General features: G+C 55.3%; 17 protein-coding genes. 4 read left to right on the forward strand and 13 right to left on the reverse strand.

Annotation, left to right across the window (positions count from 1 at the left end):
- Positions 1–4: 4 nt before the first annotated feature.
- The 8 genes from pqqE to yajD form a co-directional block, all read right to left on the reverse strand.
- Positions 5–1,147 (reverse strand): pyrroloquinoline quinone biosynthesis protein PqqE, encoded by a 1,143-nt coding sequence (gene pqqE, locus L384_RS06050; RefSeq protein WP_023324563.1) that lies wholly within the window; start codon positions 1,145–1,147, stop codon positions 5–7.
- Complete coding sequence (pqqD, locus tag L384_RS06045) at positions 1,134–1,412, reverse strand: pyrroloquinoline quinone biosynthesis peptide chaperone PqqD (protein ID WP_003857508.1); 279 nt, start codon at positions 1,410–1,412, stop codon at positions 1,134–1,136. Before pqqD ends, pqqE begins: the two co-directional genes overlap by 14 nt.
- A gap of 2 nt (positions 1,413–1,414) precedes the next feature.
- Complete coding sequence (pqqC, locus tag L384_RS06040) at positions 1,415–2,170, reverse strand: pyrroloquinoline-quinone synthase PqqC (protein WP_003857506.1); 756 nt, start codon at positions 2,168–2,170, stop codon at positions 1,415–1,417.
- A 2-nt stretch (positions 2,171–2,172) separates the two neighbouring features.
- The gene (gene pqqB, locus L384_RS06035) at positions 2,173–3,090 is read right to left on the reverse strand and encodes a pyrroloquinoline quinone biosynthesis protein PqqB (RefSeq protein WP_003857504.1); all 918 of its coding nucleotides are present in this window, start codon (positions 3,088–3,090) and stop codon (positions 2,173–2,175) included.
- Between the two features lie 55 nt (positions 3,091–3,145).
- On the reverse strand, positions 3,146–3,217 hold the full coding sequence (gene pqqA, locus L384_RS22085) for a pyrroloquinoline quinone precursor peptide PqqA (protein ID WP_002905689.1): 72 nt from the start codon (positions 3,215–3,217) through the stop codon (positions 3,146–3,148).
- A gap of 138 nt (positions 3,218–3,355) precedes the next feature.
- On the reverse strand, positions 3,356–4,375 hold the full coding sequence (locus L384_RS06030) for a dipeptidase (protein WP_003857474.1): 1,020 nt from the start codon (positions 4,373–4,375) through the stop codon (positions 3,356–3,358).
- 104 nt (positions 4,376–4,479) lie between these two features.
- Complete coding sequence (locus L384_RS06025; RefSeq protein WP_023324564.1) at positions 4,480–5,745, reverse strand: Y-family DNA polymerase; 1,266 nt, start codon at positions 5,743–5,745, stop codon at positions 4,480–4,482.
- 259 nt (positions 5,746–6,004) lie between these two features.
- On the reverse strand, positions 6,005–6,352 hold the full coding sequence (gene yajD / locus L384_RS06020; protein ID WP_003857471.1) for an HNH nuclease YajD: 348 nt from the start codon (positions 6,350–6,352) through the stop codon (positions 6,005–6,007).
- 207 nt (positions 6,353–6,559) lie between these two features.
- Between yajD and L384_RS06015 the strand changes: the two genes are divergently transcribed.
- A complete protein-coding gene (locus tag L384_RS06015; RefSeq protein ID WP_003857470.1) occupies positions 6,560–7,594 on the forward strand; it encodes an LLM class flavin-dependent oxidoreductase in 1,035 nt (344 codons plus the stop codon).
- Positions 7,587–8,534 (forward strand): zinc-dependent alcohol dehydrogenase family protein, encoded by a 948-nt coding sequence (locus L384_RS06010; protein ID WP_032628222.1) that lies wholly within the window; start codon positions 7,587–7,589, stop codon positions 8,532–8,534. Before L384_RS06015 ends, L384_RS06010 begins: the two co-directional genes overlap by 8 nt.
- On the opposite strand, the gene L384_RS06005 is transcribed toward L384_RS06010, so the two are convergent.
- Positions 8,531–9,571, reverse strand: coding sequence for an AI-2E family transporter (locus L384_RS06005; protein ID WP_003857467.1), 1,041 nt, complete (start codon positions 9,569–9,571; stop codon positions 8,531–8,533). The genes L384_RS06010 and L384_RS06005 overlap by 4 nt on opposite strands.
- A gap of 421 nt (positions 9,572–9,992) precedes the next feature.
- Here L384_RS06005 and mdtJ point away from each other — a divergent pair, with 421 nt between their 5' ends.
- Positions 9,993–10,355, forward strand: coding sequence for a multidrug/spermidine efflux SMR transporter subunit MdtJ (gene mdtJ, locus L384_RS06000; RefSeq protein WP_003857465.1), 363 nt, complete (start codon positions 9,993–9,995; stop codon positions 10,353–10,355).
- On the forward strand, positions 10,342–10,671 hold the full coding sequence (gene mdtI / locus L384_RS05995; RefSeq protein WP_003857463.1) for a multidrug/spermidine efflux SMR transporter subunit MdtI: 330 nt from the start codon (positions 10,342–10,344) through the stop codon (positions 10,669–10,671). Before mdtJ ends, mdtI begins: the two co-directional genes overlap by 14 nt.
- A 5-nt stretch (positions 10,672–10,676) precedes the next feature.
- On the opposite strand, the gene L384_RS05990 is transcribed toward mdtI, so the two are convergent.
- The 4 genes from L384_RS05990 to L384_RS05980 form a co-directional block, all read right to left on the reverse strand.
- Entirely contained in the window at positions 10,677–11,498 is an 822-nt protein-coding gene (locus tag L384_RS05990; RefSeq protein ID WP_003857461.1) for a trypsin-like serine peptidase, read from the reverse strand.
- A gap of 102 nt (positions 11,499–11,600) precedes the next feature.
- A complete protein-coding gene (locus L384_RS22920; protein ID WP_057979992.1) occupies positions 11,601–11,684 on the reverse strand; it encodes a small membrane protein YdgU in 84 nt (27 codons plus the stop codon).
- 92 nt (positions 11,685–11,776) lie between these two features.
- Complete coding sequence (gene asr, locus L384_RS05985) at positions 11,777–12,082, reverse strand: acid resistance repetitive basic protein Asr (RefSeq protein ID WP_003857459.1); 306 nt, start codon at positions 12,080–12,082, stop codon at positions 11,777–11,779.
- Between the two features lie 149 nt (positions 12,083–12,231).
- Positions 12,232–13,716, reverse strand: a complete 1,485-nt coding sequence (locus tag L384_RS05980; RefSeq protein ID WP_023324566.1) for a carboxypeptidase M32 — start codon at positions 13,714–13,716, stop codon at positions 12,232–12,234.
- Positions 13,717–13,785 lie beyond the last annotated feature (69 nt).

Below are 13,785 nucleotides of genomic sequence, written 5' to 3' on the forward strand. Positions count from 1 at the left end.
ATCGTTACAGTTCCCGGGTTTTATAGATAAGCTGAGAACGGGTTCGGTTGCGAAACTGAAGCTGACCGATCTTCATATCACTACAGGCTGCTTCGCGTCGCGCCTCGAGGATTTTATGATGATGCGGCGATTTGCTGCACACCGGATCGGCGTTATCCGCATTCCCGGTGAGCATAAAGGCCTGGCAGCGGCAGCCGCCGAAGTCTTTCTCTTTTTCATCGCAGGAGCGGCACGGCTCCGGCATCCAGTCAAATCCGCGATAGCGGTTGAAGCCGAAAGAGTCATACCAGATGGATTCCAGGCTCTGCTCAAGCACCGAGGGGAATTCCACCGGCAGCTGACGCGCGCTGTGGCAGGGCAGCGCCGTGCCTTCCGGGGTTACACTGAGGAAAATCGACCCCCAGCCGCCCATGCAGCCTTTGGGCCGCTCCTCGTAATAATCGGGAGTGACGAACAGCAGGTTGGTCAAATTGCCGCTGGCGGCCATTTTTTGCCGATATTCGGCAACCACGCGTTCCGCGTGGGCAATCTGTTCCCGCGTCGGCAGAAGCCCCTGACGATTAAGGAACGCCCAACCGTAGAACTGGCAGGTGGCAAGTTCGACGTCGTCGGCGTCCAGCTCGATGCACAGTTCGATGATTTTATCGATCTGATCGATATTATGCCGGTGCAGGACGAAATTCAGCACCATCGGGTAATCGCGCGCTTTAACCGCTTTGGCCATCGCCAGCTTCTGCTGGAAGGCTTTTTTATTCCCCGCCAGCGCAGCGTTGAGCACTTCATCGCTGGCCTGGAAGCTAATCTGGATATGGTCCAGACCGGCCTCGCTGAATGCGTCGAGCTTGCTTTCCGTCAGGCCAATTCCCGAGGTGATCAGGTTGGTATAAAAACCGAGATCGCGGGCGGCGCGGATCAGCTCCGGCAGATCTTTACGCGTCAACGGTTCGCCGCCGGAAAAACCTATCTGCACGCTGCCCATCGCCCGCGCCTGGCGGAAAACCTCAATCCACTGTTCAGTGGTCAGCTCCTGATCCTGCCGGGCGAAGTCCAGCGGGTTAGAGCAGTAAGGACACTGTAGCGGACAGCGATAGGTCAGCTCCGCCAGCAGCCACAGCGGTGGATTGACGGCAGGTTTATTCTGGCTCACGGAAAATAATCCACTTCTGTTGATAAGCAATTTGCAGGAATTCTACGACGTCGTCATCCACGCCGCCGGCTTCCGGGAACCGTTCGTTGAGTATGGCAATGATGGCCGCCGCGTCGCGTTGGCCATCGACCAGTTCGAGGATCGCGGCGGCGGTCTCATTGAGTTTAGCCATGCCTTCCGGATAGAGGATGACATGGCTGTCCTGAGCGGCTTCCCATTGCAGGCGATAGCCGCGACGAAAGGCGACGATGGAGTTTTTTTGCATGCTTATACCAGTCGGGTTGTGTGCCAGGCCGCTTTGTCGGTGACCGTGTGATAAGGCGGACGCTGTAGCGCGTAGGCCATGGTCATCGCGTCGAGCATCGACCACAGGATATCGAGTTTGAACTGAAGGATCTCCAGCATCCGATTCTGCTTTTCCGCGCTATCGCAATAACGCTTCGCCAGCTCCAGACCGTGTTCAACGTCGCGGCTGGCCTGGCTGAGGCGGCTGCGGAAATAAAAATAGCCTTCCTCTTTGATCCACGGGTAGTGCTGTGGCCAGCTGTCGAGACGCGACTGATGGATTTGCGGGGCGAACAGTTCGGTGAGCGAACTGCATGCAGCCTCCTGCCAGTTGGCGCGGCGGGCGAAGTTAACGTAAGCGTCGACGGCGAAACGGACGCCGGGCAGCACGTGGCGTTCGCTGATTAAGTCCTCGCGGCTGAGCCCCACGGCTTCGCCCAGCTGTAGCCAGGCTTCGATACCGCCGTCATGACCGTTGCTGCCGTCGTGATCGAGGATCCGCTGCACCCATTTGCGACGCGTGTGCGGATCCGGGCAGTTCGCCATAATTGCCGCGTCTTTCAGTGGGATCGTCGTCTGGTAGTAAAACCGGTTCGCCACCCAGCCCTGGATCTGCTCGCGGCTGGCCTCGCCGTTATGCATCGCGATATGGTACGGATGGTGAATATGATAGTAGGCGCCTTTCGCCCGAAGGGCGTGCTCAAACTCTTGCGGCGAGAGCGTTTCGCGAATGTGCATAGTTAGTCCTGAAGCGTGATGTTCATCCCGTCCCAGCTCACTTCTATTCCCTGCTGCGCAAGGGCGTGACGCTGCGGCGACTGCTCGTTAAGGATCGGGTTGGTGTTATTAATGTGGATCAGAATCTTGCGCTTTGCCGGCAGCGAGGCCAGCAGCGCCATCATGCCGTGTTCATCGCCGAGCGCCAGATGGCCCATGTCGCGGCCGGTATTGCGCCCGACGCCGGTGGCCTGGAGTTCATCGTCCTGCCAGACGGTGCCGTCAATCAGCAGACAGTCCGCCTTTTTAAGCCACGGCAGGATAGCGTCATCGGGTTCACCGAGACCCGGTGCGTAGAACAGCGTCTGACCGTTGCGGCGGTTTTCGATAAACAGCGCCACGTTATGCCCCGGCAGCGGGCGGTCGCGCCACGGCGAATAGGGCGGTGCGTTACTGGCGATGGGGACAGCGGTAAACTGCAAATCAGGGCAGGCTTCCACGCTAAAGGCGGTGAGCGGCGCGATCGGGTGGTGAATCAGGCCACCGTTCCAGTGCCGGAGCATGGTAAAAATCGGGAATCCGCTGGAAAGATCTTCATGCACCTCCGGCGTACACCATACCTGATGTGGGCACCCCTCGCGCAGGCTGAGCAGCCCGGTGGTGTGGTCAATCTGGCTATCGGTGAGAATAATGCCGCCAATATGCGTGCCGCGCAGAACCTCTTTCTTATTCAGTTCTGGCGTATGGGCAATCTGCTGGCTGATATCGGGGGAGGCGTTACACAGCACCCACTCTTTGCCGTTATCGCTGACGATGATCGACGACTGGGTGCGAGGGGTCGCCTGAAGGGTACCGTCGCGCAAACCCTGACAGTTGGCGCAGTTACAGTTCCACTGGGGGAAACCACCGCCAGCGGCGGAACCGAGGACTTTAATAAACATGAAGATGAGCCAGGTAGTCAAACAAAAATGCCCGCACGGATGGCGGGCAGAGCGATTAGCGGTTGGAAATGTACAGGGTCACTTCCAGGCCAAGACGTAAATCAATAAAAGCAGGTTTCTTCCACATCGTTTTTTCCTCTTTAAAAATGCAGCACCAACGCCATTGTTTGTGCCAGTTTTGTGATGGTCATCAAATAATGCGTCACAGGAGGGCAAAGCTCAACCCGAAAGATGTAAGGAATTAACTTAATGTTTACAACGTAACCTATTGTTGCCAAACATTTTGCAATACCTTTTGCCAGTTACCCCACAGCAGCTTATTCAGCACAAATTGATCATAGCCGCTGTCACGCAACGCGCTGATTAGCCGTGGTAAACCACTCACATCGTGTAAGTCATCAGGCAACGTAATGCCGTCAAAATCGGAGCCCAGCGCGACATGATCGTCACCCATGATGTTAATAAGATAGTCGATATGGCGAACAATCGTACTCAGCGGGGTATCGCTATCGCGTTTACCGTCGGCGCGCAGAAACGCGTTGCCGAAATTGACGCCAGCCACGCCGCCGCTGTCGCGGATAGCCAGCAGCTGCCGATCGGTCAGATTGCGCGGTTGCGGGCACAGCGTATGGGCGTTGGAGTGGGTGGCGACCAGCGGTGATGAGGAATGACGAGCGGTATCCCAGAACGCCTTTTCATTCATATGCGAAACGTCAATCAGCATGTTCAGGGCGTTAGCGTGCTTAATGAGGGCGATACCCTCTGCGGTAAGCCCTGGGCCGCTGTCCGGGCTGCCGGGAAACGCCCCGTTAACGCCGGTGCCAAAACGGTTAGCAATGTTCCAGAAAGGCCCAATGCTACGCACCCCGGCGGCATAGAAAGCCTGTAGATCGCCTCCCTCGCCGTCAAAACCGCCCGCGCCCTCAATATGCGCTACCATCGCCAGCACCTTATCCTGACGGCAGCGTTCGATATCCGCCGCGCTCAGGCACAATCGCGCCCGGCCGTCGGAGTGGGCGACAAGCTGCTTAAGGATCGTCAGCTGCTGCCAGAGAATGTCGACCGGCTGCCACGGCTCGCAGGCGTATTGTGGCGCCATGCGGGCGATATACTCCTGCGGCGGCACGAACAGCGCGAACAGCCCGCCGGAAAATCCGCCTTGCTGCATGCGCGGATAATCGAGGTGTCCGTTTTCAATGCCGGAGAAGAAGGCCGTTACCGGATCCTGGCGATGGTGAAGCCATAAATTAAGCAACAGGTCATTGTGACCATCAAAAATCGCCATAGCGCATCCCACTGTCTTTTATTGCTGTGAAAGTTGCCTGGCACGATAACCGATTTGTCCGGTCCGGCAAGGAGAAATTTACAACTTAGCAGCAATTGTTAATATCACTTAACAGTGAGGAGATCCGCAAAGCGGGTTGTGTAGCGGGGTGAAAGCATTTCCCGTTTCATCTGCCACGGTTGCTGAATACCCTGTCCCGCGAAGTAAAGCGTGCCACGGCCATTTTCAGCATTCAGATGGTCTAATACATCCATTAACTTTTGGCTGTTTTTCCTGGGTGCGTTGTCGTCAAATAGATTAAGTTGCGCGACGCCCTGGCTATAAAAATCTCCCAGCATCACACCGGCTTTCTGGTACCGATGGCCGTTCTTCCAGACCGCATCCAGACAACGAACTGATGCGCCGATAATATCCCGGCTATCCTGGGTTGGGGTGAGCAGTTTTACCGACGCGCTATTGCCATAATATGGCTCGTTAAGTGCGAAGGGCGAGGTTTTAACAAATACGGAGATAAAGCGGCAATGCTGATGCTCATTGCGAAGTTTTTCTGCCGCCCGGGCAGCATAACTACAGATGGCCTGGCGTACATCGTCATATTCGGTGATGCGTTCGCCAAACGAGCGCGAACAGACAATTTCTTGCTTTACCGGGGCAAACTCTTCCAGTTCAAGACACGGTTCGCCCCGTAATTCACGCACCGTTCTCTCCAGCACGACATTGAAATGTTTTCTTATGAACCGGATATCGGTGTCTGCCAGTTGCAGGACGGTCTTAATCCCCATTATCTCAAGCTTCTTCGCTATGCGACGTCCTACCCCCCAAACGTCTTCGACGGGTAGCGCCGCCATCAGCTTTCTCTGACGATCCACATTGGATAAATCAACAACGCCTCCCGTCTGGCGCTGCCAGCGTTTTGCCGCGTGATTTGCCAGTTTCGCCAGCGTCTTTGTGGGTGCGATGCCCACCCCGACGGTCAGATGGGTGCGTTGCAGTACGGTCGCTCTCATTTCATGCCCAAAATCGGAAAGATCGCGACAATTACGTACCCCGGTAAGATCGCAAAAGATCTCATCAATGGAGTATATTTCGCTACGAGGCGACATCTCTTCAAGCGTGTTCATTACCCGGTTGGACATATCCGCGTAAAGTTCATAATTACTGCTGAAACAAACCACGCCATGATGCCTGAAGCGATCTTTCTGTTTGAAGTACGGTTCACCCATTTTCACAAAGGGTTTGGCTTCAGCGGAGCGAGAGATGACGCACCCATCGTTATTGGACAACACGACCACCGGTCGTCCCTTCAGGTCCGGGCGAAAAACCGTTTCACAGGAAGCATAGAAAGCGTTCACATCACACAGTGCAAACATGGTCAGCTCGCTCTGGTATCGCCAGGTGGGGTGAAAAACTGCATTATGATCACCGTTAATAAATACTGTATTTATATACAGTATTGTATATTGATAGCAAAGATCAAGGGGGAACGAGGAGTGACGTCGTACGGGTGCAGGAGGGCGAGGGTTATGTCCAGAATGGCGGCGAGGCAAATCTGGCGGAAAGGGTATTTAATGAAATGTTTAAGGAATATAAGTGCCCATACGGCAGGTATGGGCAGTGAAGCCGTCGATATTACTTCTTCTTGTCCATCATCGCCTTGAGATCGGCAAAGGGGTTAAACGTGGCGACACCCACGTCTTTTTGCGCATCCTCACCCGCGACAACGGTGGTGCCATACTGATCCGCTTCGGTGTACTTTGAGTGCTCGTGATCGTGACAAAACAGGCACAACAGCTCCCAGTTACTGCCATCTTCCGGGTTATTGGTGTGATCGTGGTCGATATGGTGAACCGTGAGTTCACGAAGATTTGAATAAACAAACTCACGCGAGCAGCGTCCACAAACCCAGGGGTAGATTTTTAGCGCTTTTTCACGGTAGCCGCTTTCCAGCCGTGCGTAGTTTTTGGGGATCAGAGCCATTGCTGATGTTACCTGTTAAAAAGAGAATAGTTCACACTATATCCCATTATGAGATGTCAGGAGAATGCCTCCTCTGCGGGAAGGCAGCCTGCGATTTGCGTATTTCTGTCAGTTTATTTGAAGCATTCCGTTAAATAATCACCATTTATTCTCATTCGTTAATGCGTAGAGTAGGGATAACGCAATGCTTTATCAGGATACTCCACTATGAAAAAGATCGGATTTTTGTCGTTTGGTCACTGGACGCCGTCACCCCAGTCCGGCACGCGAACCGCGGCTGACACGCTGCTACAGTCCATCGATCTGGCGGTCGCAGCTGAAGAGCTGGGCGCGGACGGGGCTTATTTCCGTGTGCACCACTTTGCCCGCCAGCTCAGTTCGCCATTCCCCTTGCTGGCGGCAATAGGCGCGAAAACCAAACGTATCGAAATCGGGACGGGCGTGATCGACATGCGGTATGAAAATCCGCTGTATATGGCGGAAGATGCTGGCGCGGCAGATCTCATCTCCGGCGGGCGATTACAGCTTGGTATCAGCCGGGGTTCCCCGGAGCAGGTGATTGATGGCTGGCGTTATTTTGGTTACGTGCCGCAGGAAGGGGAAACCGAATCTGATATGGCGCGCCGCCACACTGAGGTACTGCTTGATGTATTACGCGGTGAAGGGTTTGCGAAGCCTAACCCACAGCCGATGTTCCCAAACCCGCCGGGATTGTTGCGTCTGGAGCCGCATTCAGAAGGCTTACGCGATCGTATCTGGTGGGGGGCTGGCTCTAATGCAACGGCAGTATGGGCGGCAAAACTGGGGATGAACCTGCAAAGCTCAACGCTGAAAGATGATGAAACCGGCGAGCCGTTCCATATTCAGCAGGCAAAACAGATCCGTGCCTACCGACAGGCCTGGGCTGAGGCAGGGCATACCCGTCAGCCACGCGTTTCGGTCAGCCGCAGTATTTTTGCCCTGATGGACGAACGCGACCGAATGTATTTCGGTTCAAGCCGCAATGAGAGCGACAGCGTGGGCTATCTGGATGAGAAAACGCGGGCCATTTTCGGACGCAGCTATGCCGCAGAGCCAGACAAGCTGATTGAACAGTTGAAAAAGGATGAAGCGATCGCGGAAGCGGATACGCTGTTGCTTACCGTGCCGAATCAGCTGGGCGTGGAATACAACGCACATGTGATCGAGTCCATCCTGAAACATGTCGCACCGGAAATGGGATGGCGCGATCGCAATGCGTAATCTGGCCCTCTGGTATCGCCGGTTTGGTGAGCCTGAATCGGTACTGCAAGCAGAAACCACACCATTGTCCCCGCGACAGCCGGGAGAGATACGTGTGCGCATGCTTTTTTCTCCGGTGAACGCCTCCGATCTCATCCCCATCACCGGGGCATATCGCCATCGCACGCCGCTGCCTGCGATAGCCGGTTATGAAGGGGTCGGAATAGTGACCGAAACGCCCGCCGCTTATCCGGCGCTGCTGGGCAAGCGGGTCCTGCCGTTACGGGGGCAGGGAACCTGGCAGCGCTATGTCGACTGCCCGGCGGCGTATGCGGTTCCCGTCCCGGACGACGTCGACTCGCTTCTTGCCGCGCGGGCGTATATCAATCCGCTTGCCGCACAGATGATGCTGGACCGCTATCCTCCGGTCGGGAAAACGGTGCTGCTCACCGCTGCCGGTTCTGACTGCGCCGTTCTGCTCGGGCAATGGGCACGCCAGGCGGGTGCAGAGGCGGTTTACGGGATCCATCGCTCGCCCGTGCACGCTCAACGTCTGGCTGAAAAGGGGATCGTCCCGATTGCGCAACACGATATGGCCGCCGTCAACGCTGCCGCCGCGCGCGCAGACGTGGTGTACGACGCCACGGGCGGCAGCCTGGCGGAGACGATCCTGAGCGTGATGCCCGAAGCCGGCACCTTTGTCTGCTACGGGCTGCTCTCCGGGCAGACCTTCCGGCAGCAGCGGCCGTTGCCGTGCGTGGCGTGGTTTCACATTCGTAACTATCTGGACGCGCTGAGCGCTGAGGCGTGGCAGGCGGAGTTTCGGCGCATCTGGCCTAAACTGCGCGCCAGTCAGTGCAGCGATGTCACCCTCTACCCGCTGTCGGAATGGCAGCGGGCAGTAGGCAACTATCGCGAAGCGGGAAGAACGGGCAAGCCCATGCTGTCGATGGACAATTAATCGGCCTTATGGCTCATGTCGCTCAGCAGTACAGCGATACTTTGCCCACCGGCGGTCTGCTCGAGGCCAATTTTGACAATAATTGTCAGCGGAACGGAGAGCAGCATGCCGACAGGCCCGAGCAGCCAGCCCCAGAAAATCAGGGACAGGAACACTACAAGGGTTGAAAGCCCCAGCCCGCGTCCCATTATCCGTGGTTCAAGAATGTTCCCGAAGACAAGGTTAATCACCAGATAGCCTGCCAGCAGAATCAGGGCATCATACAAACCGCTGAAAACCAGCACCTGAAGGATAGGGGGGATCGCCGCCAGCACGGAGCCGATGTTAGGAATATAGTTGAGCGCAAAGGCCAGCAGCCCCCAGACGAAGGCAAAACGCACATCCAGCGCGGCGAGCATCCCCCAGACCACTAATCCCGTCACCAGGCTGATGGCCGTTTTCAGCACCAGATAGCGTGAAACGCTGTCGAGCGCGCGCTGAATGGCGCCCATCCCCTCTACCGGACGCACCATGATGTGCTGGAGCTTTGCAGGCAGCTGTGGAACTTCCAGCAGCATAAACACAACCGTCAGGAACAGCAGGAAAATTGAGGTCATGGCGTTGGAGAGTTGTGCCAGCAGGCTGGTGACAATCGTCATGGCGGCATTCGGATCGATGTATTTAAGCAGTTCCTCAACCGAGACTTCGATACCCGCGCGTTGCAGCCAGGGTTCAATTTGCAGCAGCGGGGTCGCCAGGGAAGAGCGGTATGTCGGTAGCGTCCGCGCCAGCTCGTTCAGGGAGGTTCCCAGATAGGCGACTAACAGCACCATCGCAACGATAATAATACTGATAAGCAGGCTTATCGCCAGCACACGCGGGATGCGCAGACGCACCATTCGCTGCACCAGTGGATTGAGGATCACCGCGATAAAAAGCGCCAGGATAAAAGGCACGATGATATCGGCCGCAAAACGAACGCCGGTCAGAATGATCACCAGCATGCCCAGCATGATGACGATCTTAAGCCCGTTGAGGGTGATAATAGGTTTGGCCATGGACGTTCCTGAACAGTTTTTTATTTATAATAGAGGGGAAAGCGGATTAAAAAAACTAACCAAAATCAAACAGACTGGGTAAAGAAATGAAAAGGCTTTGAGTAAATTCCTGGCTTATGATACAAATCAGGCGTGTTCAACTACCGAGGACAATTTTCATCCGCAAAGACGAGAAGCAACACCGCGGATAATTGTAATTTTATGGACAATTTGTTCAGGACGTATTTTTCAAACAACTCTGCTCTGTTTTCAACCTCCCTCTGCCTGCTTTCTGGTGAGCAACACTGGCGTTCCGCGCTATAGTCACGTCTTCTGCCTGAGCTGGCGCTATGCGCTTAGCTAATTGATTTAATTCCCAATTTTTTGGTTTGCTGTCCGCAGTGAGCCTCGATGGATTATATTCTCAAGCAGGAGAAAAAACATGTTTTACTGGATTTTATTAGCTCTGGCGATCGTCGCTGAAATTACCGGCACCTTGTCGATGAAATGGGCGAGCGTGAGTGATGGCAGCACCGGTTTTATTTTGATGCTGGTCATGATTACGCTTTCCTATATTTTCCTCTCTTTCGCGGTTAAAAAAATCGCGCTGGGCGTGGCATACGCATTGTGGGAAGGTGTTGGTATTTTATTGATTACGCTGTTTAGCGTCATGTTATTTGATGAAACCCTGACGACAATGAAAATTGCCGGGCTGACGACCCTGGTCGCGGGTATCGTGCTGATTAAATCGGGTACACGCAAACCGGCAAAACAGCAGAAGGAGCAGACCCATGCAGCAGTTTGAATGGATCCACGCGGCCTGGCTGGCTTTCGCCATCGTTCTGGAAATTATTGCGAACGTCTTTCTGAAGTTCTCCGACGGTTTTCGTCGCAAAGCCTACGGCCTGTTATCGATTGCCGCGGTTCTGGGGGCGTTTAGCGCCTTGTCGCAGGCGGTGAAAGGCATCGATCTGTCCGTGGCCTATGCGCTGTGGGGTGGCTTCGGTATTGCCGCCACCCTGGCGGCAGGCTGGATTATGTTCGGGCAGCGTTTAAACAATAAAGGCTGGATAGGGCTGGTATTACTGCTCGCCGGCATGATCATGATTAAACTGGCCTGAGTGACCTACTGCTGCGCCAGGGCTTCCAGCCGGTCGCGAAAACCGGTCACCGACAACGCCCGGTTATCGGCGCGCCAGCGGTCTTTCGCCGCTGGCGCAGAACTTTGAACGCCAATCAGCTGCCAGCCGTTATCGGTTTTTAACATCAGCGGCGATCCGCTATCACCCGGTAGCGTATCGCACTGATGCGACAGCACGCTGTTTTGCGCCCAACCCGTCACCACGCAGTCCGTATGGGTGTACAGCGAATCGAGGTGATCAACAGGGTAGCCTGACTGCGTTACTTTTCGATCGGCGGCTTTCAGGGCGGCGGTGAGCGCGGCTTTATCGCCATCAAAGAGCGGCAGCGGGGTGATCCCGGACGGCGGATAACGTAAAACGATCAGCCCGAAATCCCAGGAGGCCGCCCCGGGCGGCACAATCCAGCCATCACCATCCGGTTTCAGGCGTTTGCCAAGCGACGGATCCACCCGCCCCTCAATACCGTGAATTTCGTAGCGCCATATTCCTTTTTGCGACACAAAGCGCAGGGCGATCGCTTTATCCGGTTTGCCTTCAGGCGGCATTAACAGGCAATGACCCGCCGTCAGCGCAAGGCGTGGCGTAATGAGGGTTGCAGTACATAAATTGCCGCTGGCGGTTTCCAGTTGCCCGATTGCATCCCAGGGCGATTCAGTAGGATCGGTGACACGCGTACGATCGTCATGACCAAAAAACAGCGTCTTTACCTCTTTGGCGCTAATGGCGTCATCGTCGCCATCATCCGCATGTGAAAAGCCAGCAAAAAGGCTAAACGTTCCCAGTAACAACACAACAGATTTACGCATATCACACTCTGGTGGGGGTAATTATGATTATTAAAAGTGATCCCTATAAAAATACTATAGACGCGACGGCGAGAAAGTGGGAGTAAAATCAGCGTGCTACATTCAGGAAAGATAAAAGTGGCTGGCGATGAGCGCGCATAAAATTAGCAGGATAAGAATGAACTCAAACCGATAGCGCCGCAGCATACGCCCTCCGGATAAAAAAACGGCGCTGACCGCAAACCCGTTCAGCGCCGGTTTACCAACGTGCCCCGAAGGGCACGGTTAAGCTTGTACTCTTACGCTGCTGGCTGTGCAGCAGGTTTAGCCGCTTCGTGTTTTGCTGCTTTTTTGTGATGCTTTTTAGCCGCCTGTGCTTTCTGCTCTACCGCTGGTTTTGCCGCTTTTTTGTGGTGCTTTTTAGCGGCCTGCGCTTTCTGTTCTGCCGCTGGTTTAGCCGCTTTGTGATGTTTTTTATGGTGAACCGTTTTGGCCGGAGCAGCGGTGGAAGCCGCAGGCGCTGCGGTGGCGGTAGTTTCAGCCGCGAATGCAGCGGAAGACAGACCCATAGCAGCGGCAACAACCAGAGCTAATACTTTTTTCATTTTCATACCCTCGAATTTGGTTTCTCATTTAACCCCACTGCGGGGCCGTTGAAATAACTATATCCCTGTAAATTCGGGGTTTCCGTGAGTGATTGGTATCGGCGTGTAACCGTATGTACAACGCCGGGGCAGATCCCCGGCGCATTCGGTTATAGGTAGCGGGATGTCAGGTGTTCGCGGAAGTAGCGGATATTCAGATCTTCACCCGTGGCCTGGGTGATGAGCTGCGATGTGCTGAAACGGCTGCCGTGCTGCCAGATATTCTGACGCAGCCAGTCAAACAGCGCCGAGAAATCGCCCCCGGCGATGGATGCCTGCAACCCGGGCAGCGCAGTTTTGGCGGCATGGAACAGCTGTGCCGCATACATTGCTCCCAGCGTGTAAGACGGGAAGTAGCCAAAACCGCCGTCGGTCCAGTGGATATCCTGCATACAGCCGTTGCGGTAGTTATCTTTGGTGGATAACCCAAGCCAGGCCTGCATTTTCTCATCCCATAACGCGGGAATATCATCGACTTCAATTTCGCCATTGATTAGCGCGCGCTCGATCTCATAGCGCAGCACCACATGCGCCGGATAGCTCACTTCATCCGCATCAACGCGGATGTAGCCCGGCTTCACGCGCTGGTTCCAGGCAATGAAATTCTCTTCGCTAAATGCCGCCTGGCTGCCGAAACGGGCATGAACCGCCGGAAGCAGATGCTTCAGGAAAGCGTCGCTGCGGCCTAGCTGCATTTCAAAGAACAAGCTTTGGGATTCATGGATCGCCGTAGAGCGCGCCAGCGCAACGGGCTGACCGGCCCATGCTCGCGGAAGGTTTTGCTCGTAGCGGGCATGTCCGGTTTCGTGGATCACGCCGAAAAGCGCGCTGAGCAGTTCACCTTCATCGTAACGCGTGGTGATACGCACATCTTCCGGCACGCCGCCGCAGAACGGGTGGGCGCTAACGTCCAGACGACCGCCGTTAAAATCGAAGCCAAGCATTTTCATCGCTTCCAGGCCCAGCTCGCGCTGCGTGGCGGTCGGGAAGGGACCCTGTGGCGGAACGAACGATCGTTGAGCCTGTTTTTCCACAACCTTTGCCAGCAACTCCGGTAGCCAGGACTTCAGATCGCCGAACAGCACATCCAGGCGAGCGCTGGTCATGTCGGGTTCAAAGATATCCAGCAGCGCGTCGTAAGGCGTGCAGCCTTTAGCTTCAGCGCGCAGGCGGGCTTCTTCACGACTGAGTTTCACCACCTCTTTCAGGTTGGCTGAAAAGCCCTGCCAGTCGTTGGCCGGACGCTGAGTGCGCCACGCGTGTTCACACCTGCTGCCCGCCAGCGATTTGGCCTCCACCAGCGATTCCGGCAGTAAAGTTGCCTGCTGGTAGTGGCGCGTCATTTCACGCAGGTTGGCCAGCTCAACGTCGTTCAGATCTTCGTCTGCCGCCGCCGCCAGCCATTCACCCACTTTTTTATCGGTCAGGATCTGATGTTGCAGGACGCTCATCTCCGCCAGCGCTTCACCGCGCGCGGCGCTGCCGCCTGGCGGCATCATGGTGAACATGTCCCAGCTGGCGATGGAGGAGAGGTGAGAGAAGCGGGAGAGGCGCTGGAAGGTGCGGGTGAGTTGTTGATAGTTATTGTTTTTCATGAAGTCCTCGTGTCTGAATCAGCCGATGACAAAAATTAGCATCGGCTCGATTTAAACACGAAGAGGGCT

It is taken from the genome of Enterobacter sp. MGH 38, from assembly GCF_000492855.1.
Lineage (GTDB): Bacteria > Pseudomonadota > Gammaproteobacteria > Enterobacterales > Enterobacteriaceae > Enterobacter > Enterobacter hormaechei_C.